Raw genomic sequence first — 22,145 nt, 5'->3', positions numbered from 1 at the left:
GTTTGCTTCGATGTGTTGTATTTATAAGGGCCATGGGAGCTTAGGGCATTTAAAAACTGTCCTCGTGAAAGAATCGTATGTGTTATTCACACATGGGCTGATCTCAAATCCCATAAAGCCAATTAATTCCCCAACTTCTTCATCAATCAGTACACTTTTTTGCGTTAATAAAAAAAGGCCTCGCACAAGTTCATTGAACTCGTGAGAAGCCTTTTTTTCTATTGCAATGTTAACATTTGGTTAACAAAATGTGGTCAAACCGGGCTTCTTTTCATAGAAACCCTTGATGCATAAGAGTTTTCTCACCCTTATTACATCATGCCGCCCATTCCACCCATGCCGCCCATATCAGGCATTGCTGCCTTTTCTGGTTCTGGCTTGTCAGCGATAACCGCTTCGGTAGTCAGGAACATAGCTGCTACGGAAGCCGCGTTTTGCAATGCATAACGAGTTACTTTTGCAGGGTCCACGATACCAGCGTCGATCATGTTTACCCAGTCGCCAGTAGCTGCGTTAAAGCCTACGCCAACTTCTTCGCGTTTCAGACGCTCAACGATTACAGAGCCTTCTTCACCAGCGTTAGCAGCAATCGTGCGGATTGGAGCTTCCAGAGCGCGCAATACGATGTTCACGCCTGTTTGCTCGTCGCCTTGCAGTTCAACGGCTGCAACTGCTTTGTATACGTTCAGGAGCGCTACACCACCACCGGATACGATACCTTCTTCAACCGCAGCGCGGGTTGCGTTCAGGGCATCTTCGATGCGCAGTTTGCGTTCTTTCAATTCTGTTTCAGTAGCCGCACCGACTTTGATAACTGCTACGCCGCCGGACAATTTAGCCAGACGCTCTTGCAGTTTCTCTTTGTCGAACTCGGAAGTCGTTTCTTCCAGTTGCGTACGGATTTGGCTAACACGAGCGTCGATGTCGGCTTTGTTTCCAGCGCCGTCAACCACAATCGTATTTTCCTTCGTGATACGCACTTGACGTGCTGTACCCAGTTGATCTACGGAAGCAGTTTTCAGGTCCAGACCCAGTTCTTCCGTAATTACTTGACCGCCTGTCAGGGCAGCGATATCTTGCAGCATTGCTTTGCGACGGTCACCAAAGCCTGGAGCTTTAACAGCCACAGCGTTGAATGTACCACGCAGTTTGTTGACAACGAGCATAGCCAGCGCTTCGCCTTCGATGTCTTCAGCGATCAGCACGAGCGGCTTACCTTGCTGTACGATTTTCTCAAGCAAAGGCAAAATTTCTTGTGTGTTCGTGATTTTTTTGTCTGTGATCAGGATATACGGATTGTCCAGCACAGCTTCCATTTTGTCCGTATCTGTAATCATGTACGGGGAAATGTAGCCACGGTCAAACTGCATACCTTCAACCACTTCCAGCTCAGTTGCAAAACCGCGGGATTCTTCAACCGTGATCACACCGTCTTTACCCACTTTTTCCATAGCTTCAGCGATCAGTTCGCCTACTTCGTCGTCAGCAGCGGAAATACCAGCTACTTGTGCAATGGATTGTTTGCTTTCGATTGGTTTGGAGATCGCTTGCAGTTCAGCAACAGCTGCTTTAACCGCTTTGTCGATCCCTTTACGGATACCGATCGGGCTTGCACCAGCAGTTACGTTTTTCAAACCTTCTGTGATGAGGGCTTGAGCCAAAACAGTAGCGGTTGTCGTACCGTCACCAGCTACATCGTTGGTTTTCGTTGCTACTTCTTTAACCAGTTGAGCGCCCATGTTTTCGAACGCGTCTTCCAATTCGATTTCTTTTGCAATCGTTACACCGTCATTGGTGATGAGCGGGCTACCGAATTTTTTCTCCAATACAACGTTACGGCCTTTCGGTCCGAGTGTTACTTTAACAGCGTTAGCCAATGCATCTACCCCACGAAGCATGGAGCGACGAGCGTCTTCACTAAATTTAATGTCTTTTGCCATTTGCGATAAACCTCCCATGGATTATGAATGATTTGTTCGATTCCTATATTCAGGTCTTGTCCGGATTCCGGTTAACCAATGATCGCGTGGATATCGCTTTCTTTCATAATCAAATATTCTTTACCTTCATATTTGATTTCCGTTCCAGCGTATTTAGAGAAAATTACACGGTCGCCTTCTTTTACTTCCAGAGGAATGCGGGCACCGTCTTTCAATGCGCCTGCGCCAACCGCGATAATTTTGCCTTCTTGCGGCTTTTCCTTAGCAGAGTCAGGAAGTACGATTCCGAAGGAAGTCGTTTGCTCTTGCTCAATTGCTTCCACCAATACGCGTTCACCCAAAGGTTTGATCATGAAAAAATAGCCTCCTTATTAAGATGTTTTAGTCCGTTATACGGTTGTTATGTTGTATGTATTAGCACTCGACACTTGTCAGTGCTAACAACCAACTTTATGATACTCAACTTGAGATTGAATTTCAAGTCCCTAATGTATTTTTTATGGGAATTTTTATAGACAGCCCTTCTCGATTATATCCATCTGTCTTCAAAATAACCGTTTCCTCAAGGCTAATGGTTATTTTGAAGGCAGAAAAATTCGGGTTCTACCTGTTACTGCTCTGGTGCTACACGCAGTCGTGCCTCACGTTCCTCATCTGCACGCAGTTGCCTGCGGTACACCACTGCTGACATGTACACACTCACTTCATACAGCACCAATAACGGGATCGCCACCAGAAAGTCGGATATAAAATCCGGGGGAGTTATGACGACAGCGACAAAAACAAGCAAAAAATAAGAAATTTTCCGCCATTTGCGAAGCCTCATCGGAGTAAGTACCCGAATACCCGTCAGGAACATGATGAGCAGCGGCAGTTCAAACAACAGAGCCACAGGCAGCACAATATTAAACATAAAGGTAAAGTATTGAGCGATACCATACGTTTCATGCAATCCCATGCTTTTGGTGACAGAAGACGTAAATTGAATCGCCATCGGGAAAACAATAAAATAAGCAAAAGCTGCACCGATCACGAACAGCAGCAGCACATAGGGCACATACCGCAAAGTCGCATTCCGTTCTTGCGGCCGCAAGCCAGGGCTAACAAACTCCCACAGCTGATAGCATGCAAACGGTAGCGCAACCGCAATCCCGATCAGCATGGCGATCTTCATGTAGATGCCTATTCCGTCCCAGAAGGAAAATGCATTCAACTGAAAAGCCTGCGCCGAACCAGAGCGAATAAGCCAGTCATAGACGGGTCCTGCGGCGAACAAACCACCGACCAGCGCCAGAACAAATACAATCAGCACATAAATGATTCTACGACGTAGCTCGCCCAGGTGCTCTATTAGCGGCATTTCATGCTCTGATTGGGTCATATCGCTCCTCCTTTCCGGGTCGGACGCAGTTGCGCCTCCTAAAAAATAAAGCCCTTCCCTGGAGGAGAGGCTCTTCTTGAAATTGTAAAAGCATCAAAATAAAACCAACCTAAGACAACCGTTTATCCTCCGGCTGGGGTTGCACTTCTGAAGCCGTCGTCTGGGATGCTTTGACCGTGCTATCCTTGCTGTCTTTGCGTTCAGTCCGTTCGTCTTCAGACAAAATGTCACGTGCTCCGTTTTTAAACTCACGGAATGTACGACCCACAGCGCGACCCAGCTCAGGCAGCTTGTTCGGGCCGAATAGCAGTAGCGCCAGAATGATTAACAAAATATAACCTGGTGCTCCAATATTAGGCATGTGTGGTAACCCTCCTTATGTTGACGGACAAAATTACAAACAAGAACCAGCATCCGGTGCACAGGCGCAAAAACAATCATGGAGACCATGCTTGTCCGTTGTATGTTTCTTGTGTGATTTGCCTGCATACATTCATGTAATTTCTTACGGATATCATACCACACTCAGCATGCTGCCTTCTACCGGAACTGACCTGTCACCATGAGAAGCGCCTCTGGCAACTGATCCATAATAGCCGCCAAATTTTCGTGCACGCCCTTGGGCGTTCCCGGCAAATTCACGATCAGCGTACGCCCCCGTATCCCTACGATTCCACGAAAAAGCATGGCCGCCGGATTTTTCTGCATCACAATCATACGCATCGCTTCCGCCATGCCGGGCACTTCCCGTTCCACGACCCGCCGAGTCGCCTCGGGTGTCACATCACGGATTGCCAGCTCGGTTCCGCCCGTCGTCAGTACCAGGTCTGCATGAAAATAATCGGTCATTTCGATTAAAGCCGCAATAATTTCATCCGGTTCATCGGGAACGATCCGGTACTCCACAATCTCTCCGCCCAGCTCTTCTTCGATGAGTTCCCGGATGACCTGCGCGCTTGTATCCTCCCGCTCTCCCCTCGCCCCTTTATCACTGGCTGTCAGGATCGCCGTTTTCCACACCATAAGATCACCCTTCTCCTATCATGAAAGAATACTTTCTCTTCAGAAAATCAGAAACAGCCACGCTGCATCCTTCGTCACATCACAGTACCCTCTCGGCGACATGTATGTCTATGTCTATGTCAAGGTTCCCGGTGGTCTTCCCTTTGGAAATCCCCATGCTTGCCACCTGTTTTCGATTGCAGCATGGTAGGGCCGATGATCATATCTTTTTGCAGCGCCTTGCACATATCATACACGGTTAACGCTGCGGCTGAAGCCGCTGTCAAAGCTTCCATTTCCACACCTGTCTTACCCTCGGTCTTCACTTCCGCTTCAATATGGAGCACATCATGTCCATTATCGGAAAACGTAATATTCACGCCCGTCAGGGCCAGCGGATGGCACATCGGAATCCAGTCCGACGTTTTTTTCGCGCCTTGAATCCCGGCGACCTGGGCCACAGCAAGAACATCTCCCTTGCCGATTCTACCCTCTTTCACAGCCGTGAGCGTAGCAGGATTCATCGTAATCCGCGACACGGCGACTGCTGTACGAACCGTGGACACTTTGCCCGAAATATCCACCATACGAGCTCGTCCCTGTTCGTTAAAATGAGTAAAGGAATCCACGACTCCCTCACAGCTCCTTTCACATGCCAAACTTCGCTTCATTCATCGTTTGTTTTTTTTGATTTTTCAATATCGCAATGTATGGGACCTTCCGGGGTAAAAAGCACATCCACCCTCAAATCTCCCGGGGTCATAGGTACCTGCTCCTGCAATTGTCCCGGTAGTAACAGCGAAACATAAAGCGGACCTGCATAACCTTTGGCACGCTTCTCCGCTTCTATCTGTACGGTGAAACGATCATAGTAACCTCCGCCGTAGCCGATTCTGCCCCCATGACGGTCAAAGGCCAATCCCGGCACGACAACCCAGTCGATTTCCGACCACATTTCAGGCGTCCATTGATCGGAGGTGGGCGCAGGCTCAGGAATGTCCCAAATTCCAGGCACGATATCGCCGTGCTGACCCATCTGCCTCAGCTCCATGGTCCGGGTTACCGGGTCCACTCTCGGAGCCAGCACACGGTCACCGCGTGACCAGCAATGCTCAATAAAGGGAGTCGTCGAAATCTCGCTGCCAAAAGAAAGATAGCTAAATACCGTCAGCCTATCCCTGTTTTTGTCTATTCTAAGCTGCTCCCATGCCTCAATTGCATGCCGACAGGCCACAGCAGATGCCTCCTGCCGCGCCAGCGGGTCCATAGAGTCCCGCGCCTCCCGTTGCTGCAAGCGCAGCGCGTTCTTCACATTATAGACATCCAAAGAATATCCATCCTCCCGCACAATCGTCGATAATGCTTTAAACCGTTACGATTTGTACAATTGTCAGTAAGTCTTGTACCTTGCAAGTTTTTTTCATTTTTTTTCAGTTCTCGTTTAAGTTTATCATTGTTTATACAAATTGACTACACGCGGCTCAAGGGTTTAGAGGGTGATAGCAGTGCATTAGTGGGTATTTTCATGTAAACTGGAAGGAAGACACCCTGCGGAGGAAGCAGGGAAAACTGTGCATAATGTAATGGAGGAACGATACGCGATGCTATTGCAAGTAACCGGAATTACGAAATCCTATGGAATTGAGCCCGTTCTGGACGGGATTAACCTTCAAATATTGGAACGTGAACGCATTGGACTGGTAGGTGTGAATGGCGCGGGCAAATCGACATTGCTCAAAATCATCGCTGGTGAAATATCATATGACAGTGGACAAATTTTCAAAGCGAAGGAGGCCAGCATTGGTTATTTGGCGCAAAACAGCGGCTTGAACTCCGACCGATCCATCTGGGCAGAAATGATGCTCGTATTTACTCCGCTGATCGAAGCAGAGCGGGAACTACGGCAGATGGAGCAGGAAATCGCCGACCCCGCCAATGCACAGAACGAGAAGCGCTATGCAGATCTTCTGGAAAGATATGCAAGAAGGTCGGACTGGTTCAAGGATCACGGCGGCTATGAAATGGAAACCCGTATTCGCAGCGTGCTTCATGGTATGGGTTTTGGCTCATTTGCACCGGAGACGCCTGTATCCACACTGAGCGGTGGACAGAAAACACGTCTCGCGCTGGCCCGCATCCTGCTGCTTGCCCCGGATGTACTCATGCTGGATGAGCCTACCAACTATCTGGACATTCAAACACTGACCTGGCTGGAAGATTATTTGCGAGGCTATTCCGGATCGCTGCTGGTCGTATCCCATGACCGTTATTTTCTCGATAGACTGGTGACGACTATTATCGAAATCGAGCGTCATCGTTCGACCCGATATACAGGTAACTACAGTCGCTATATGGAGCTGAAAGCTGCCGAGTACGAAACCAATCTCAAACACTATGAGAAGCAGCAAGAGGAAATTGCCCGTCTGGAGGCATTCGTGCAACGCAATATCGTGCGAGCTTCCACGACCAAACGTGCCCAGAGCCGCCGAAAGCAGCTGGATAAAATGGAGCGAATGGATCGGCCAATGGGAGATCTGAAAAAAGCCCATTTTTCGTTTGAAACGGCTTATATGTCGGGGAAGGAAGTGCTGGAAGTGCGTGACCTCTCCGTGGCCTACGAAGGTAAAAAAACGCTATTTCAGCATGCATCCTTTGATTTAAAACGTGGCGATACCGTTGCGCTGATTGGTCCGAACGGAATCGGCAAATCGACGCTGCTCAAATGCCTGACGGGAACGTTAAAGCCTGCTGCCGGGTCGATTCACTGGGGCACGAAAATCAAAATCGGCTTGTATGACCAAGAACAAATGAACCTGAACCAGGCCAATACGGTGCTGGAGGAGCTATGGAGCGAGTACCCCCATATGGAGGAGACACGAATTCGCACAGTACTGGGTAACTTCCTGTTCAGTGGTGACGATGTACTGAAAAAGGTAGCTACTTTAAGCGGCGGTGAAAAAGCTCGCGTCTCTCTCTCCAAGCTGATGCTGCGCGAAGCCAATGTACTAATTCTCGATGAGCCTACCAACCATCTCGACCTGCTCAGTAGAGAAGTGCTAGAGGCTGCCCTAATCGACTATGATGGCACGCTGCTGTTCATCTCCCATGACCGTTATTTCCTTAACAAAATGGCGGAACGTGTCATTGAGCTTCATCCTGAAGGCATAGAACGTTTCCTGGGGAATTATGATGACTATGTAGACAAAAAGCAGGAGCTGGCTGAAATTGCGCAAGAAGCTCTGGAGTCCGGTCAGGCAACGCGCAGCAAAGCATCATCTGTATCCGCAACGGACGAGACAACACCCAAAACAGGGGCAGCAGCCTATGCGGCAGACAAACAAGCCAAGAGTGAGGAACGCAGTCGCCTGCGCAAGCTAGAGACACTGGAAAATCAAATCAAAGAGCTGGAAGAACAAATTACGGGGCTGGAGGAGCAAATGACTCTGCCAGAAATTTATCAGGATTACACGGCCCTTCAGGATATTCAGGCACAGCTTGACGCACGCAAGCAGAAATTGGCAGCAACCTACGCGTCATGGGAGGAACTGTTAGAAGAATAAGGCATTCTTCAAAATTATGGCCTTAAAAATTTCACATTAGCCCTATCCGTCTTTTTATACACAAGGATATCCACATAATGTGTGCATGAAATGTATTGAAAAATGGTCTTTGGGGCCATTTTTTTATTGATAAAAAGCCGTTTTCATATGAAAACCAAATTTACCCACTATTTTATCCACATTATCCACAGATTTTACAAATCCTAAAGATGCAAAATGCCCCCTGTTCTTGCATCCTAAAAAAGCCTTAAGCTGCTTGCCTCAAGCTTAATTACCCACACTTCGGACGTGATATGTGGATAACTTTGTTCACAACTTGACAAATCATATCATTGTTCGAGGAGTATTAAATTTCAGTTTTTTTTGATGAATGCTGAAAAATCGTGCAACATCATGACGAACGACGCGGGAGAATTAGACATTAAAATTCACCTGCTCAAACTCCTGTATTTATACCTATTGAATTTTATATTTATAGATCTGTATAAGTTGAACTTATATTTTCAGTGTTCAGCTTATATAAAACATAAAAAGACACGACCCAAACGAGTCGTGTCCCTATCTACTTTCTTCACTTTCATTCAGCTCACTAGCCCAATGCTTCTCCAATTAAGATTGAATGGACCATTCTTCCAAAGACAGTCCGGGATCAGCCTTCATGTCCAGCGAGGTGAATTCGCCGCGTTTCCACTTAGCGTAAGCTGCGGCACCAATCATGGCCGCATTATCCGTGCAATATTTCATAGATGGTACAAGCAGCTCAATGCCTTCACGTTCACACCGTTCACGAAGTGTCGTCCGCAGTCCACGATTGGCGGCAACACCGCCGCATAACAGCAGTTGTTTCGCGCCGTATTCACGCATGGCACGAATCGCTTTTTCCACCAGCACCTCCACAACCGACTCTTGAAAGCCTCTTGCGATCGCTCCGACATGGACGGTTTCACCGCGCATTTTCGTTTGGTTGATCACATTCAATACCGCAGATTTCAAGCCGCTAAAGCTAAAATCATAGGAATCCGGCTCCAACCATGCACGTGGCAAGGTGATAGATTCCTCCGATCCATGAGCCACACGGTCTACGTGCGGACCGCCGGGATACGGAAAACCAATAGCACGCGCCACCTTGTCATAGGCTTCCCCAACCGCATCATCCCGCGTGCGACCAATCAGGTGAAAATGACCCTCGGACTCCATCCATACCAGCTCTGTGTGCCCTCCTGATACGACCAGAGCGATGCACGGATATACGATTTTGTGCTCCAACTGATTTGCATAAATATGTCCTGCGATATGATGCGTTCCGATCAACGGCTTGCCGAACGCCATGGCGGCGCTCTTGGCGGCAACAATGCCCACCAGCAACGCACCCACCAGTCCCGGTCCTTGCGTCACGGCAACTGCCGAAAGCTCGCGTGGCGTAATTCCCGATGCCTGCACGGCCTCATCCAGCATGTAGGTAATGCTCTCCACATGCTTGCGGGATGCCACCTCCGGCACAACTCCGCCAAAGGCTTTGTGCGTTTCAATCTGACTGGAAATCAGGTTAGAAAGCACCTCCGTGCCATTTTTCACGACGGACACAGCCGTCTCATCGCAACTCGTCTCCACTGCCAATATATAGCAAGGCTCGCCAGAGGCGGCGCCTGTACCTGCTTTTTCCTCTTGCGTCATTGCTTCTGCACCCTTCCTTCCTGTTCACTAAATGCCCCATGTGCGGGAAGATCCGCCCACATGATCACGGCATCCTCGTTATTATCCGAATAATATCCCTTACGGACGCCCGCTGGCTTAAAGCCTTTTTTCTCATACAAGCCCTGAGCGATCCGGTTCGTCACCCGTACCTCCAGCGTCATGCGTTCCATCCCCAGATAAGAGGCCGTCTGCATCAGCTCGTCCAGCAGCTTATCTCCAAGCTTGCGCCCGCGGTAGGCCTCTCGAACGGCAATATTCGTAATATGGGCCTCGTCCATAATCGTCCACATCCCTGCGTAGCCGATGGCCTGTCCGTTCAGCTCCATAATCATATATTTAGCAAAATGATTCATCGTCAATTCATTGCGGAACGCTTCTTCCGTCCACGGTAGCGTGAACGCTTCATGCTCAATCGCCAGCACATCGGGAATATCATCCAGCTGCATCAGTCGAAACTCCAACTTTTCTTCCCGTTGTATGTTCTTTGCCATGTTGTTCACCGCTCTCTTCAGCGCTGACGAAGCAGATTGGCTTCCGCCTCCGCCAACTGGGTATAGTTTGGAACCAGCGTGTGTAACTCGTCATGTTCCTGACGAAGCAGCTTATCCGCCCCCAGGCGGCCAACCCATCTTCCTTCCAGCTCATACGGTACGATACGAAGCTCGCTCCATGCACGCAGGCGCTCAGCTGTTTCTGCGTGAACCGCCGTTTCACCGACCAGCCAAATGACCGCAGGACGCCCTTCGGGCGGCAAAGCCTCCAGCCGTTGCAGCAGGGCCTCGGTCCAAGTGGCCATTAATCGGATCGCATCCGGTTCCAGACGCTGTGGAATCCCGGTATCGCCGTCCACATTCGCTGCGAACAAGCCTGTGTATACCTGTCCGCGTCGTGCATCCAGCACGGGAACGATCCAGTCTGCCGCCTGCTCTCCAGCCGAGTGTTTATTTGCTAATTCACTGCCAGCTTCTTGCTCCTGCGACTCGGTGCCACGGCTCCAACCGCCCCAGGCCAGCGCGTGCAAAGTGGATACGGATGTCACCGGCACGCCCCAGGCCCAAGCAAGTGTTTTCGCCGCGGTCACCGCAATGCGAATACCTGTGTAAGACCCCGGTCCGACACCCACCGCAATGCCGTCCACATCATCTCGCGTCAACTCGTCTTCGCTCAGAAGCCGTTCCAATTCGGAAATCACGTGCACCGAGTGATTGCGTTCGCCGTAGACATTGCTTTCTCCTAGTAACTCTTTTCCGCTCATCAGGGCGGCCGCCATCACGGTCGTCGCTGTATCTAACGCCAAAAACCGCTCACGCGGCTTTACATTCTCATCTGTATGCTCTCTTTGCATGGTTCAAACTCCATTCTCCCGCAAACTGCGGCACCATTGTTCATAAGGCTCGCCGTACCCGGTCAGGTGAATCAAGCGCTCCTCCACGTTCGTTGTTTCTATATACATGTGAAGCCGCTGCTTTGGCAACATATCCGGTATAATACTGCCCCATTCCACCAGACATACTCCTGTCCCGTAAAAATATTCGTCCAGCCCGAGATCTTCGGCCTCATCCTGTGTAATACGATATACATCCATATGATACAAGGGTAATCGACCTTCGTACTCCTTAATGAGCGTAAAGGTTGGGCTGTTTACGATACCTGGGACACCCAGATGACTGGCAAAGGCTTTGGAAAAAGCGGTTTTGCCCGCTCCCAGATCTCCATCCAGCACGATCACCGTTCCGGGAACCGCTTTGGCTGCCAAAAACCCTGCCAAAGTCCCGGTCTGTGCCTCTCCGGCAGAACGGAACGTAAACTGTTCCTGCGAAATTGTCATATATTTTAATCACCTTTCGTCCGAATCGGACCGTTCCAACTTGTCCTTTATTATATAGTTCACCTTATGTCGCCGCAAGGCATGAAGACATGCTATTGTAAGTTAGTGAAACATACAGGGAGGGGATCGAAACGATGGGACAAACCGTTTTACTTATGATTGACGTGCAACAGGCTATGTTTATGTATGATGAGAAGCTGTATCGAGAGCAGGAAGTTATAGAGCATTTGCAGCAGCTTTTGACCAGAGCGAGAGCAGCAGGCACGCCCGTTATTTTTATACAGCATACCAGCGAGACGAACGAGGATTTTCAAGAAAACAGCATAGGGTGGGCCATAGCAGATGTAGTGCGTCCCCTTCCCCATGAGCGGATTGTCCGTAAAACATCCTGGGACAGCTTTTACCAAACTGAATTGGGCGATGTGCTGAAGGAACTGGGGGCTGATCGGCTCATCATTGCCGGGATGCAGACCGAGTTCTGCCTAGACACGACCTGCCGGAACGCCTACAGTCTGGGGTACCAGAATAATGTGCTTGTATCGGATGCGCACAGTACATTTAATAGTAAGGTTCTGAGCGGAGAACAAATCGTTGCCCACCACAATGAGATGCTCGGTAATCGTTTTGTACGTTTGCTTGCAACGGAAGATGTACATTTTTAATATGAATCATTCTGATTTTAAGGCATGTATGATAAAATAATAGAGCGAGTCACCTGCCAAAAGTTTCTCGCTCAGAGGTCGATTGCTTTCAAGCAGTCGGCTTTTTTATATGTGTATAGAAGTCCGATTGTATTGATTGATGAGTTCGTCGAGAAGCATAGATTGCTTGAGCACACATGCATCATCGAATCTATATTTCTTCTGTAGATCGTAGAGTTCTGTCTGTTCTTTTCCAAACGATTACGCAAAACCTCTTGCTTTTTCATCACAAACCCTCCTTTTATGATCTTAGTGTAAGAGGTTATTTCTATTATGAGGATGAATAAATTGAGGAAAAATGTCCGATTTATAGAAAAAAGACCAACTTGAGCTGGTCTTTGATTAAAGTTAACATTTAGCATAAGATTATCAGTCGCTTTAAAGTTGATTTTTTCAGAAGCTTTATTACAAACGGACTTTGTGGAACCAATAATATCACAAATCACTAATTCAATTAAGAGTTAGGAGGAAGACTGCTTACAAATTCGTAAACGCCTACTATACGCTTAGCTGGAAAGTCAGAATTTTGAGATATGGTTATAGAATATCCCTGAGGTTTATTGATTATTGAGTGAATAATATCTTCTGAGACTCCTTTTTTAAGGGGAGCCTTAATATCGACTACTTGGTACTATAACCCTGCTCCCCCCATTGGGGGAGTGGGTCTTCTTCATTATTTTTTATAGATATTTCGAGTAAAGATGAAATTCTGGAAGCTTCGAAGCTCTTAACAGAATACTATAAGCGGTTCGTTCGCTTGCAGGCTTACCAAACGACTTGACTACATTAATTAGATCTTCATAAAGGTAACTTGTACCGGGCAAACGCTCCTCTTTCTCCAGCGCTATTTTGAGTTTTGTATAATGATTTTTTAGAACTTCCAAAAGTTGATTTCCTTGTGCCCCGTTTAAGTGTTCAGACATAATATAATCCCAGAGCACATATGTTTCAGGATCAACCGCAAAATCCCTCATGAGGACATTGTAATATTCGAGTAATTCTACTCGTTCCTCTAGACTTTTGGATGACAATGAAATCCCCTCTTCCCTTTTTCGGCTTATAGTAACACTTCAATTACAACGGAGGCAAATCTTCGTGCCCAAGAGAGGGGAATGCCAACATCGTAAAGAGCTCCTGCAACTTTCGCCTTCAAATCATCCATAAGGACTGTTTCCCATTTCAAAAGTTCATCAATATTCGATCTTATCCCATAGACCGCATCCTCATAAAGACCAGACCACTTTTCCCATTAGGAAGTAATTCAAGGGCATATTTCACGTCATTTATAGCTTGTTTGCTTGTTACCTTATCACGGAATGCCCTTAGTGCTTCTTTAGCGACTTTTGTCTTCCATTGAGGTTCGATCACACGTTGTTCAACTGATTCCGAGTATTGTTCAGGAGAAGATTGATAAGTATCTGTAATAACAGAAGATACTCCATTTGCAGATGCTGAAAAGGGAGCTACGACAGAGAACAAAGTTACACTTGCAAATAAAGCTAAAAACCATTTCTTTTTAGATTGTATCATTTTTACTCCTCCTTTTATGGTCTTTCTTTGGTCTACCACTATAAAAGAGAGAGTCATCCGCCAAAAGTTTCTCTCTCTCTCGAAGTTAATCGCTTTCAACCAGTCTGCTTTTTTGCATGTACATAAAAAGTCCGATTGTATTGATTGATAAGTTCATCGAGAAGCATAGATTGCCTGAGCACACATGCATCATCGAATCCATATTTCTTCTGTAGATCGTAGAGTTTCTGTCTGTTCTTTTCCAAACGATTACGCAAAACCTCTTGCTTTTTCATCACACTCACCCCCTTTCATGTTTTCTAGTTTAAAGTGTTATTTCCATTTCAATGATGGTAAAATTAAGAAAAAACGTCCGATTTATAGAAAAAAAGACCAGCACTTAAGCTGGCCTTGGATTAGAATTAGTATATAACAAGGGTGTGATAGGCTTATATCCCTCCATGGTGATCAAGGGGTTGAAAAAATCCCTCCTTTATTGGGGATTGAATTGGATTAACCAATATCAACAAAAAACTAGCCGCTAAAAGAAGTAGCCCTAATTTTTTTTTCATTTTTGTACACCTCATTAATCAAATTTTGGTAGGTTTCTGTAGTTTCGAAATATGCATCCTTTCTAAAACGTTCAAATAAACCTACACACTTGATTATACATGACTTATTATTCATAATAGAAGATCTTTCCAATCCACTTATTAAAAATTCGAATCCCTTTTGATACATTTCTTTAAGTAAATAGTATTCAGCCAATTCGTTAAGTAAACGAGAGGAACGTTCTGAGGTAGTTTGTTGAGTATAAACACCTTTTTCCATTTCTGTTATATATTTAATCTCCTTATTAAACTTGCAAAGTATATCATCTACATTGAGATCAAATCGGTTAGCTGCTTCAATAATGTTTAATAAAGATAGGAGAGTTTCCTCTTTATTCACTTCAATATATGCTACATAATCCGGAAGTACACTCACATCTCCAGAAAATAACTTGGTTACATAAGTGTTAACCTGTGCCCATTCCTTAAATAAGCCCTTCCAACGCTCAGATTCCTCATCCGTTTCTTTCACCCAACTCAAATCAGTATAGGCATGAATATGTTGAAGAGCCTGCTCATACTCTCCCCATTCTTCACAAACGCTTCCACGAAGTAAATAAGAATAAGCAACATAGACATAAAGCGGTTTGCTTGGTTTCTCCTGCTTATTTCTTTTTTTTCTTATTGGCTTGCATTTTGAGAAATATTGAATTTTAGACTTATGCTCCAGTTTTTGAGCTACTATTTCTACCTTATCCCATCTTCGTAAGGAACGATAGGTGTTTGCTAAGTCCTTTAATGCTTCCAGTTGGTCAATCTCGTCCAAGCGGTCAATGAAAGGCTGAAACTCAATAGCTGCTTGATAATTTAGCTCTTGGTTATCTCCCTGTTTCGCCATAAATAAACGATACTGACATAAAGCCAGTCGTTCCGAATGCTGACTTTTCTCACTTAAAGCCACGCCTTCATAAAGGATAGCGGCTATTGCATATTTGCCGTCTTTGAAAAATTCCTCCGCAAGATCAAACAAATATGAGGAATACATTAATTTGTCCAACAGCAAACCGATTACCTGTCGGATGCATCCCTGCTTGTCCAGCTCTGCACAACGGTACAAGAAAGGTTTAATCCTGCGCCAATTTAGAGCGACTTTCGCCAAATATTCTTCTATATAGCGCTCGTAAAAATACCCTTTAGCATATCCCATCGCTGTCGTAATACGGTCTAATTGTTCAACGGATAGCGCACGATTGCCATTTACCATGGTACTTATCGAGCCTGCATTTAAACCGGTTACCTTACTTAATTGGTTAATGTTTAGATCATTGTGTTTCATGAAATTTAACAGTTCTGTGCGAATCGTGGTTGTATGGTTCACAATAAACAACCCCTTTAACGTTAACGTTTATGTAGTCAGTCAGATACCGACTCATCGGAACATTACATGTTACAATCTAATTATAGAATAAAATGTCACTTTGACACATAGTATACCACCTTTTGGGATATATATGTACACTTTTCAATCCATTGCTTTATCTAAGAATTGGATTTTCTTAGCTTACGCAAAAAAAGATTGACCCTTGGCCAACCTCATCACTGGAGTACTAAATCTAAATTAAAGGTATCAATTATTCAGTACTTTCTTTGGCATTCGGTATGTACTCCATTCGTTATTAGCAACATGTTACCGTTTCAAAATACCATTGAGTAATTCAACTATCCACTAGGAGGCACAATTATATGTTATGACATTTTTACTTAACGAACTGCTGTGGCTAGAGAATCGCGGAGATATCAAATTGAATTTCGTAAGAAACCATAAATAAGCGTGCTTAGATGACCTATAAAGGACTCGCAAAGGGGTCATCATTTTTATTGGAATTCCAAATGTGTTCAATTTGATTAGCAACTTGTTGAGCTTTTTCAAGACCAAAGTGGTCGGAAACAAAGCCTAAGGACATATCAATTCCAGCAGATACACCGGATGAGGTATAGAACTTTCCATCTACTACCCATCTTGCGTACGGAATCCAGTCAACCTCCGTATCGATGGATTTCACCCAATCAAAGGCTAATTTATTGGATGTGGCGCTCCTGTTTTTTAACAAGCCCGTTTTGGCAAGTAGCGCAGAACCTGTACAGACAGTTATACAAAAACAGGAATGTTCCGCAATCTCTCTGATCTGATTTATAAATTTATCGTCATGGATTAAATTTCTTGTCCCCTGTCCGCCTGGGATCATAAATATGTCATCGGGCTTTGCTTGTGCAATGGGTTCTGTAACAATCTTGGTTTTTTGTCGGCTCTCAATAATTCCTCCGTTCATAGAGAAATATTTTAAGTCATACTCTTCTGGTAGGCGACCAAAAATCTCAACGGGTCCGAATACATCCAGTGTTTCAAAATCATCGAACAAGCATATGTTAAAGTCCATACAGCTCACCTTTCCTCAAATATTAATCATACTATACACCCTGTTTCCTGAATTAAACAATATAAAAAGCGCCTTTTCGGGCGCTTATTTAGTGTACTATAAGGCGGTTATGAGCGTAAAATCCAATCTGCCACATGCTCAGCTACCTTTGGATGGTTGAGATGGGCAAAGAAGTTATGGGGATTGGATCGTCCGGTATGACTATCTTTCCAAAACGTCTGAATCAGCGGCTGATCATCAATGCTCTCTATTAAATTACGACTCAGCATCAGGCTAAAATCATCCTCAATCGTTGCGTCATGCGCGATGTAGTCATCTACTGCGTTAATGTTGGTCCAATGTCTGATATTGATGGGATACATACCATCGTCAGGCTCGTTGGAATCATACAAGCTGCGCTTTACGGCTGGCTCGCCTAACGGATTGCCCAGTGTCAACCAATCGTTAACCTTGTGCTCCCATAGATGTTTATATTCGCTCATACGTGAAAATTTCCACAAAACATCGTAAGCCACCATGCATCCCATACTATGGGAAAGAAGCATGACATCGTCTCCGCTACTTAAGGCTTTAGCCAATGGTGCCTGTAGTCTTTCACGAATTTGGGAGCCTACTACACGGCTTGTCAAATAAGCTCCCAGATCAGGGAGCAGCTTCTTGATCGCACGGGTGCTCATACCGAATAAAGACAGGTATGGGCTAAGTATTTTTGCAATCTCATCATAGGAGTGTATGAGCGGTTCATTTGCTATCAGGCGGTTGTATTCCTCTGGAGTCATCTGATCGGTTGGTCGATTGATTAATTGCTCCAAACTCTCGTCGTAATAGTGGTCTGGAACATAGAATTCTCCATTACTATCTTTTTCAAATACATCTCTAATTTGGGAATTGGGCAGCAGTAGCCTGTTGTTAATATCTCCGTAGTAAATAAACGTCAGCGTGATATGCTCTTGCTCCAGCTTTTGTGCCGCTTCCTCATTTACACGCCGTAATCCAGCAATTAGCGCTATTTTGATGAGACGGAGCATTTCCTCGCATTTGGGCTTTTTGTCCCGGCCATGAATAATGACTAAATGTTTGGTTCCCATCTCCTATTTCTCTTCCAAACGATCTACACGAACGGTTTGAGTATTTCCGGGGTTGCTGCCCACCTGTACGGTAGCCATACCATTTGCTTCATCCACATGCTCGATCCAGATCGGTTTACCCTCTAATTGCACGGCAATGTTTTCGGAAGAATTGTAAATCGCTTTTGCTCGTTCCACGTTCATGCTGATCTCCTCCTGATGATTGTTTTAGTCCTCATCTATAATCCGTTCAACGTCCAATGAAGGGATGCTATGAGAAGGCGAAGTTGAAACCACAGCCTCCAAATCCACATGACCCACAGCTACAGGAAAAGGCGGCTGGATTCCATGGGAAAGGGCAAACTCGGGCGGCAATGCATCCTGTTCGCCTCCGGCGGGTCCCCGAAAGGCGATATGGCTTTGACCCACACGATGTCTGATTTGCCGAGGATAGGATTTTCCGGGCATAAATTGTACCTCCTTTTGAATCGGATATGCCTTACTATGCACCAAAAAAGCTGTAACCATGCACATCGAGCAGAAAACGGCCACCTTCATTTATGCCTGATATTTGCTTCATACATTCTTTCGCACGAAGCATACTAAGCGGAAAACAAGTCAAAAAAGCCAAGGTTGAAACCACCTCATTCAACATAATAAGGTTGGGCATACTTGATATCACTTACAAGGAAAGAAGGAGCGGCGTAATGCATACGGTCTGGAAGGGCGCAATCAGCTTTGGATTGGTTCATGTGCCCGTTAAAATGTTTTCGGCTACGGAGGATAAGGATATTTCCATGCGTTATATTCATAAGGAGTGCGGAAGTCCGCTCAGTTATGTACGAAAGTGTCCCGTTTGTGATAAGGAGGTCGAATGGGAGGAGATTGGAAAAGGCTATGAATACGAAAAAGGGAAGTTTGTCCTGTTCGATAAGGAGGAACTGGAGCAAATCAGCGGACAAGCGGATAAAAATATCGTCATTTTGGATTTTGTGGACTTGCAGGAGATTGATCCGATTTATTTTCAAAAAACGTATTATTTGTCCCCGGATCAGGCAGGCTCCAATGCTTACAAGCTACTTATGAATGCGATGAAGGATACCGGAAAAATTGGCATTGCCCAAATCTCGATCCGATCCAAAAGCAGTCTGGCGGCTATTCGTGTGCTGGATGAATGTTTGGCGGTGGAGACGATGTTTTACCCCGATGAAATCCGACCGGTGTCCCAGGTTCCTAATCTGCCGGGACAGGAGGAAGTTAAAGAGAAGGAGCTGACGATGGCAAAAATGCTCATTGAGCAGCTATCTACACCTTTTGATGCAGCAAAATATACGGACCAGTACCGCGAGCGTCTGCTGGACCTCATTCAGCATAAAGTGGCTGGAGAAGAGATCCGAATCGCTCCATCGCAGCCGCAGACCAATGTCGTGGACCTGATGGCTGCACTCCAGGCCAGCATCGAGGCAGTGAAGCCTGTCGTTACCGATCCCGGCCCAGCCGTGAAAAAACGCCCTGCGCGTAAAACAGCAGCCACAACAACACAGCAAGCGGTGGCAGGAGATGCCGTTTCTCCGACTCCGATCAAAAAGAAAAGAAGCACAGCCAAACGCAAGGAAACCTGAGACTGCGGCGGCTCAGGTTTAGAATCACGCCTGTTGATTTACCAATAGCGATCATCCATTCAACATACACTTGGCTATATTGGATCTGTTCCTTGAACCGAATGAGAGGTACTGATTTACAAGGGAGAACGAATGATTTAGCGTGACGTACAACCACTTTAGGACGACATAGATCATGAGCGCGGCAAATAGTTGGTTGAACACGGCATTCTTCGTTCTCCCGAATAAGATAGGTACATTCATTGGAAGTTTCGAATTACGTTCGTTGTAAGGAGTGAGGATTTACCAACGTCACGTTCTCATTAATACGCGTGCCGACATACTGCTTATCTTCAGCGTATTGATCAAATCGTGTAATCTTCCCATAGGCTCGGTCATTGACCAAAATGGAGCTGGTGGTGTAGGAGCTGTTCCTTGAGCTATTTTTGGAGGTACAATCGAAGCCGCTGATGGAGCAATAACGGGCGGTGTTCGTTATAGCATTGGTGTGGCTATTTGGGGTAAAGGTCACTAACTAAAGATGAATCAAAAACCAATACTGGTTTATTTCGGTATTGGTTTTTTGATTTATAATATAGAAAGGCGGGGTGATGAAAATAAATATAGCATCGATTACGGTTTGTGAAGATACCACATCCGATTTTAAACCAATTAGTATAACGAATACTTTTTATCCTGAGCAGAGTGGATCAGTTCAAGTATTAGTCCAGTTAGAGAAGAAAAATAATAAGACTAGATATGCAGTTGGAGCCCTAGATTTAAGAGCACTACTACAATTAAAAGAATTTAACATTTTTCAAAAATGGTTTACTATTATTGAGGTAGAAGATAGTAAACGTCGATTGGATTTTATCTTGAAAAATATGGGTTACGGTCCTAGTGCTCTAAATAACAATTTTGTAAATGTACCTAGAATTAATCTGAAAGGGTGAAGAGGACTAGTGTCCATTTTATTGCCAGTAATCTATATAATAATTGATTTAATCATAGGATATTTGTTTGCAACAGTGTTTATCTGGATTTCCAATAAAGTAAATAAGACGGGGGAAATGAGCAACTCCTTTAAAATGAAAGCAACTATCGCTATCGTTTGGACTATTGTGGGTGTATTGATTAAATTAATTTATAAAAATTAAATGCTCATCGACTTTCAGTAATGTGGGGTTTATTGGATTAGAAAAAAAAGCGACAGTGCCAGCTCTGGCATCGAATGACACATTCGTCTCGATATTGTCGCATTTTTGATTGGAAAGATTCATCTACAGGGCTGTCAGACAATACTTCATCCTCTTTTACAATGCTTGCAATTCCAATGACAGCGATTTTGTAGATTTGAATGTCACTAAGGTCGTACAACTCCACATATTCAGGGCAGCTACCGAAAAGCCTATCGTCTTCTCGTTTAAGTCCTATGATGATGAAGTCATGTAGATCATCTCCTGCTTCTAGAATATTATTTTCGTTTATTCAACATGGGCTAATGATAGAACCGCAGCGTATGCATTAAAGATTAATGTAATTGAGAAGAACATGCTGAATCTGAACCAGCCATTCCACCGGTAGTTTTTGCAGAGGAAATAGACGAGAAAATCGGGCAAAGGAAAGAATAGCATGTTTGGGCCACGTCGTTTGAGCAGCATCAAATAGCCATTTGAGCAAGATGTCGACGGTGTCCAATCGGTAAAATCCTGTACGGGCACGTAGCTGTACGCATGCAGTGGCTTTTGCTGCAATCGCAGCGACGGCGCGGCAAAGCTGGCAACCGCACCGGAATCCAGACCGCCACTCAAGGCCACCCCCACAGCGCGATGCGTGCGTAATCTGGCATTCACCGCCTGTGAAAATACCTCGCGAAAAGCCTCGACGTACTCGCCGCCGGTTTTGAGTCGCAGCGGCTCCACATCATCCAAAGAAGCATATTTATGGATGGTTGACTTTCCCTCCTCCATGGTGAACCAATGGGCCGGCGGAAGCTGGTTTATATGCTTATAAGCGGTAGTCCCAATATCGACGGATTCCTGCATGGCACGGATGGACAGAAATTCCGCCAGCCACGGCTCATGCAGTTCTTTTCGCAGAAAAGACAGAGCCAAAAGAGGGGCTACTACTGTACTAAACGCAAACCCTCGCTCATGTTGGTATGTATACAGCGTGCGGCTTCCTGCCATATCACGAGCGCCATATAATCTGTGCCGCCCGGCATCCCAAATGACAAAGGCAAAATCACCTATTAAATAGAGGGCCGCGTCGAGCGCCCATTTGTCGTATGCCAGCAAAATCAACTCGCTGTCCGTGATTTCTTGCCTCCGTTCCTGTCCCACCCCCAGCCGTTCAAACAGCTCAGAACGATTGTCAATAATCGCATCCGCCGTGATCGCCAAATTCCGTTCCTCGTCATAGAAAGGGAGACACTCATGGACGGATTCCGGTGTCACATGCTGGGCATGACAGCCCAAAAATATGGAACCCTCATACCAGGCGCATACGCGGTCGGCGGGATATTTTCGCAGAGCTTGCATCATTTGACCGCCTTCATCGGTGCATATGGACTCATGCCCAAAGCTGTATATTCCGGCAATCGCACTCACGTTTTCCCCCCTTTTTCTTTTTCCATTCCCGATAACGCTACGGACGCCCAACGGTCCAACTGACGGGCAAAGGGGATACGAGATCGGAGCCGTTGATCTCTGCCTTGGTAGGTTTGGAGCTGTGCGATAAGACGATTCCGCTCCTCATAGCGATGTGCCAGTCTGTTTTCCAGCGTCTGGAGCCGTGTATCATTCACAACTTGTACAAAGTCCTTCTTTAGAGAATCATGAGGTGCAGGTTTCTACCCTATCTTTATTGCGAA

At 45.8% G+C, this 22,145-nt stretch carries 24 protein-coding genes and 2 pseudogenes; 4 read left to right on the top strand and 22 right to left on the bottom strand.

Going from position 1 to position 22,145, the window contains the following annotated elements; translation table 11 throughout:
- Positions 1-311: 311 nt before the first annotated feature.
- The 7 genes from groL to ACWGOO_RS08460 all read right to left on the bottom strand — a co-directional run bounded on the left by groL (position 312) and on the right by ACWGOO_RS08460 (position 5,650).
- The gene (groL, locus tag ACWGOO_RS08490; RefSeq protein ID WP_013309215.1) at positions 312-1,940 is read right to left on the bottom strand and encodes a chaperonin GroEL; all 1,629 of its coding nucleotides are present in this window, start codon (positions 1,938-1,940) and stop codon (positions 312-314) included.
- A 71-nt stretch (positions 1,941-2,011) separates the two neighbouring features.
- Positions 2,012-2,293, bottom strand: coding sequence for a co-chaperone GroES (gene groES / locus ACWGOO_RS08485; RefSeq protein ID WP_025685233.1), 282 nt, complete (start codon positions 2,291-2,293; stop codon positions 2,012-2,014).
- A 257-nt stretch (positions 2,294-2,550) separates the two neighbouring features.
- Positions 2,551-3,321 carry a twin-arginine translocase subunit TatC gene (gene tatC / locus ACWGOO_RS08480; RefSeq protein WP_452482434.1) on the bottom strand — a complete coding sequence of 257 codons (771 nt, stop codon included), beginning with the start codon at positions 3,319-3,321 and terminating at the stop codon, positions 2,551-2,553.
- Between the two features lie 109 nt (positions 3,322-3,430).
- Positions 3,431-3,682, bottom strand: coding sequence for a twin-arginine translocase TatA/TatE family subunit (locus tag ACWGOO_RS08475; RefSeq protein WP_452482432.1), 252 nt, complete (start codon positions 3,680-3,682; stop codon positions 3,431-3,433).
- Positions 3,683-3,861: 179 nt separating this feature from the next.
- A complete protein-coding gene (locus ACWGOO_RS08470) occupies positions 3,862-4,344 on the bottom strand; it encodes a MogA/MoaB family molybdenum cofactor biosynthesis protein (protein WP_013309212.1) in 483 nt (160 codons plus the stop codon).
- A gap of 119 nt (positions 4,345-4,463) precedes the next feature.
- Positions 4,464-4,952: a cyclic pyranopterin monophosphate synthase MoaC gene (moaC, locus tag ACWGOO_RS08465; RefSeq protein ID WP_354451157.1), complete on the bottom strand. Its 489-nt coding sequence runs from the start codon at positions 4,950-4,952 to the stop codon at positions 4,464-4,466.
- A 38-nt stretch (positions 4,953-4,990) separates the two neighbouring features.
- Positions 4,991-5,650: a 5-formyltetrahydrofolate cyclo-ligase gene (locus ACWGOO_RS08460; protein WP_452482428.1), complete on the bottom strand. Its 660-nt coding sequence runs from the start codon at positions 5,648-5,650 to the stop codon at positions 4,991-4,993.
- A gap of 274 nt (positions 5,651-5,924) precedes the next feature.
- Between ACWGOO_RS08460 and ACWGOO_RS08455 the strand changes: the two genes are divergently transcribed.
- A complete protein-coding gene (locus ACWGOO_RS08455; RefSeq protein ID WP_452482505.1) occupies positions 5,925-7,883 on the top strand; it encodes an ABC-F family ATP-binding cassette domain-containing protein in 1,959 nt (652 codons plus the stop codon).
- Positions 7,884-8,492: 609 nt separating this feature from the next.
- Here the strand turns inward: ACWGOO_RS08455 and tsaD are convergent.
- The 4 genes from tsaD to tsaE are packed head-to-tail and all read right to left on the bottom strand — an operon-like array spanning position 8,493 to position 11,406.
- On the bottom strand, positions 8,493-9,557 hold the full coding sequence (gene tsaD / locus ACWGOO_RS08450) for a tRNA (adenosine(37)-N6)-threonylcarbamoyltransferase complex transferase subunit TsaD (protein ID WP_452482426.1): 1,065 nt from the start codon (positions 9,555-9,557) through the stop codon (positions 8,493-8,495).
- Positions 9,554-10,069, bottom strand: coding sequence for a ribosomal protein S18-alanine N-acetyltransferase (gene rimI, locus ACWGOO_RS08445; protein WP_452482424.1), 516 nt, complete (start codon positions 10,067-10,069; stop codon positions 9,554-9,556). Before rimI ends, tsaD begins: the two co-directional genes overlap by 4 nt.
- A 17-nt stretch (positions 10,070-10,086) precedes the next feature.
- Complete coding sequence (gene tsaB, locus ACWGOO_RS08440; RefSeq protein WP_452482422.1) at positions 10,087-10,923, bottom strand: tRNA (adenosine(37)-N6)-threonylcarbamoyltransferase complex dimerization subunit type 1 TsaB; 837 nt, start codon at positions 10,921-10,923, stop codon at positions 10,087-10,089.
- 3 nt (positions 10,924-10,926) lie between these two features.
- Complete coding sequence (gene tsaE / locus ACWGOO_RS08435; protein WP_452482420.1) at positions 10,927-11,406, bottom strand: tRNA (adenosine(37)-N6)-threonylcarbamoyltransferase complex ATPase subunit type 1 TsaE; 480 nt, start codon at positions 11,404-11,406, stop codon at positions 10,927-10,929.
- 134 nt (positions 11,407-11,540) lie between these two features.
- Here tsaE and ACWGOO_RS08430 point away from each other — a divergent pair, with 134 nt between their 5' ends.
- A complete protein-coding gene (locus ACWGOO_RS08430; RefSeq protein ID WP_452482418.1) occupies positions 11,541-12,068 on the top strand; it encodes a cysteine hydrolase family protein in 528 nt (175 codons plus the stop codon).
- Between the two features lie 105 nt (positions 12,069-12,173).
- Here the strand turns inward: ACWGOO_RS08430 and ACWGOO_RS08425 are convergent.
- The 9 genes and pseudogenes from ACWGOO_RS08425 to ACWGOO_RS08385 form a co-directional block, all read right to left on the bottom strand.
- Positions 12,174-12,245: pseudogene (locus tag ACWGOO_RS08425) on the bottom strand (hypothetical protein); the annotation flags it as partial.
- Between the two features lie 542 nt (positions 12,246-12,787).
- On the bottom strand, positions 12,788-13,138 hold the full coding sequence (locus ACWGOO_RS08420; protein ID WP_014280308.1) for a hypothetical protein: 351 nt from the start codon (positions 13,136-13,138) through the stop codon (positions 12,788-12,790).
- A 172-nt stretch (positions 13,139-13,310) separates the two neighbouring features.
- Positions 13,311-13,637 (bottom strand): hypothetical protein, encoded by a 327-nt coding sequence (locus ACWGOO_RS08415; protein ID WP_452482416.1) that lies wholly within the window; start codon positions 13,635-13,637, stop codon positions 13,311-13,313.
- A gap of 95 nt (positions 13,638-13,732) precedes the next feature.
- Positions 13,733-13,912 carry an aspartyl-phosphate phosphatase Spo0E family protein gene (locus ACWGOO_RS08410; RefSeq protein WP_452482415.1) on the bottom strand — a complete coding sequence of 60 codons (180 nt, stop codon included), beginning with the start codon at positions 13,910-13,912 and terminating at the stop codon, positions 13,733-13,735.
- 238 nt (positions 13,913-14,150) lie between these two features.
- Positions 14,151-15,545, bottom strand: a complete 1,395-nt coding sequence (locus ACWGOO_RS08405; RefSeq protein WP_452482413.1) for a helix-turn-helix domain-containing protein — start codon at positions 15,543-15,545, stop codon at positions 14,151-14,153.
- Between the two features lie 466 nt (positions 15,546-16,011).
- Entirely contained in the window at positions 16,012-16,605 is a 594-nt protein-coding gene (locus ACWGOO_RS08400) for a DJ-1/PfpI family protein (RefSeq protein ID WP_452482412.1), read from the bottom strand.
- Positions 16,606-16,712: 107 nt separating this feature from the next.
- Positions 16,713-17,693: a hypothetical protein gene (locus ACWGOO_RS08395; protein WP_452482411.1), complete on the bottom strand. Its 981-nt coding sequence runs from the start codon at positions 17,691-17,693 to the stop codon at positions 16,713-16,715.
- 3 nt (positions 17,694-17,696) lie between these two features.
- Entirely contained in the window at positions 17,697-17,876 is a 180-nt protein-coding gene (locus ACWGOO_RS08390) for an H-type small acid-soluble spore protein (protein WP_354451171.1), read from the bottom strand.
- A 24-nt stretch (positions 17,877-17,900) separates the two neighbouring features.
- Positions 17,901-18,140: a hypothetical protein gene (locus tag ACWGOO_RS08385; protein WP_014280296.1), complete on the bottom strand. Its 240-nt coding sequence runs from the start codon at positions 18,138-18,140 to the stop codon at positions 17,901-17,903.
- A gap of 239 nt (positions 18,141-18,379) precedes the next feature.
- On the opposite strand from ACWGOO_RS08385, the gene ku reads away from it, so the two are divergent.
- Together ku and ACWGOO_RS08375 are read left to right on the top strand one after the other, a co-directional pair.
- Complete coding sequence (gene ku / locus ACWGOO_RS08380) at positions 18,380-19,294, top strand: non-homologous end joining protein Ku (RefSeq protein WP_452482410.1); 915 nt, start codon at positions 18,380-18,382, stop codon at positions 19,292-19,294.
- Positions 19,295-19,884: 590 nt separating this feature from the next.
- Entirely contained in the window at positions 19,885-20,226 is a 342-nt protein-coding gene (locus ACWGOO_RS08375) for a hypothetical protein (RefSeq protein WP_452482409.1), read from the top strand.
- 717 nt (positions 20,227-20,943) lie between these two features.
- On the opposite strand, the pseudogene ACWGOO_RS08370 reads toward ACWGOO_RS08375, so the two are convergent.
- Both ACWGOO_RS08370 and ACWGOO_RS08365 read right to left on the bottom strand, forming a co-directional pair.
- Positions 20,944-21,882: pseudogene (locus ACWGOO_RS08370) on the bottom strand (asparagine synthase-related protein); the annotation flags it as partial.
- Entirely contained in the window at positions 21,879-22,079 is a 201-nt protein-coding gene (locus ACWGOO_RS08365; RefSeq protein ID WP_452482408.1) for a hypothetical protein, read from the bottom strand. The gene ACWGOO_RS08365 and the pseudogene ACWGOO_RS08370, both read right to left, overlap by 4 nt.
- Positions 22,080-22,145 lie beyond the last annotated feature (66 nt).

The sequence above is a fragment of the Paenibacillus sp. NPDC055715 genome (assembly GCF_053617595.1).
Note: the sequence above shows the minus strand (reverse complement) of the source record. Positions and strands in the feature narration are given on the sequence as shown.

Bases quoted from the DNA above. Each gene is read 5' to 3' on its own strand.
- ACWGOO_RS08470 (WP_013309212.1), bottom strand. From the start codon at position 4,344: ATGGTGTGGAAAACGGCGATCCTGACAGCCAGTGATAAAGGGGCGAGG.
- ACWGOO_RS08410 (WP_452482415.1), bottom strand. From the start codon at position 13,912: ATGAAAAAGCAAGAGGTTTTGCGTAATCGTTTGGAAAAGAACAGACAG.
- tsaB (WP_452482422.1), bottom strand. From the start codon at position 10,923: ATGCAAAGAGAGCATACAGATGAGAATGTAAAGCCGCGTGAGCGGTTT.
- tsaE (WP_452482420.1), bottom strand. From the start codon at position 11,406: ATGACAATTTCGCAGGAACAGTTTACGTTCCGTTCTGCCGGAGAGGCA.
- rimI (WP_452482424.1), bottom strand. From the start codon at position 10,069: ATGGCAAAGAACATACAACGGGAAGAAAAGTTGGAGTTTCGACTGATG.
- ACWGOO_RS08475 (WP_452482432.1), bottom strand. From the start codon at position 3,682: ATGCCTAATATTGGAGCACCAGGTTATATTTTGTTAATCATTCTGGCG.
- ACWGOO_RS08415 (WP_452482416.1), bottom strand. From the start codon at position 13,637: ATGATACAATCTAAAAAGAAATGGTTTTTAGCTTTATTTGCAAGTGTA.
- groL (WP_013309215.1), bottom strand. From the start codon at position 1,940: ATGGCAAAAGACATTAAATTTAGTGAAGACGCTCGTCGCTCCATGCTT.
- ACWGOO_RS08390 (WP_354451171.1), bottom strand. From the start codon at position 17,876: ATGAACGTGGAACGAGCAAAAGCGATTTACAATTCTTCCGAAAACATT.
- ACWGOO_RS08385 (WP_014280296.1), bottom strand. From the start codon at position 18,140: ATGCCCGGAAAATCCTATCCTCGGCAAATCAGACATCGTGTGGGTCAA.
- groES (WP_025685233.1), bottom strand. From the start codon at position 2,293: ATGATCAAACCTTTGGGTGAACGCGTATTGGTGGAAGCAATTGAGCAA.
- ACWGOO_RS08395 (WP_452482411.1), bottom strand. From the start codon at position 17,693: ATGGGAACCAAACATTTAGTCATTATTCATGGCCGGGACAAAAAGCCC.
- tsaD (WP_452482426.1), bottom strand. From the start codon at position 9,557: ATGACGCAAGAGGAAAAAGCAGGTACAGGCGCCGCCTCTGGCGAGCCT.
- ACWGOO_RS08455 (WP_452482505.1), top strand. From the start codon at position 5,925: ATGCTATTGCAAGTAACCGGAATTACGAAATCCTATGGAATTGAGCCC.
- tatC (WP_452482434.1), bottom strand. From the start codon at position 3,321: ATGACCCAATCAGAGCATGAAATGCCGCTAATAGAGCACCTGGGCGAG.
- ACWGOO_RS08430 (WP_452482418.1), top strand. From the start codon at position 11,541: ATGGGACAAACCGTTTTACTTATGATTGACGTGCAACAGGCTATGTTT.
- ACWGOO_RS08375 (WP_452482409.1), top strand. From the start codon at position 19,885: ATGAAAATAAATATAGCATCGATTACGGTTTGTGAAGATACCACATCC.
- ku (WP_452482410.1), top strand. From the start codon at position 18,380: ATGCATACGGTCTGGAAGGGCGCAATCAGCTTTGGATTGGTTCATGTG.
- ACWGOO_RS08400 (WP_452482412.1), bottom strand. From the start codon at position 16,605: ATGGACTTTAACATATGCTTGTTCGATGATTTTGAAACACTGGATGTA.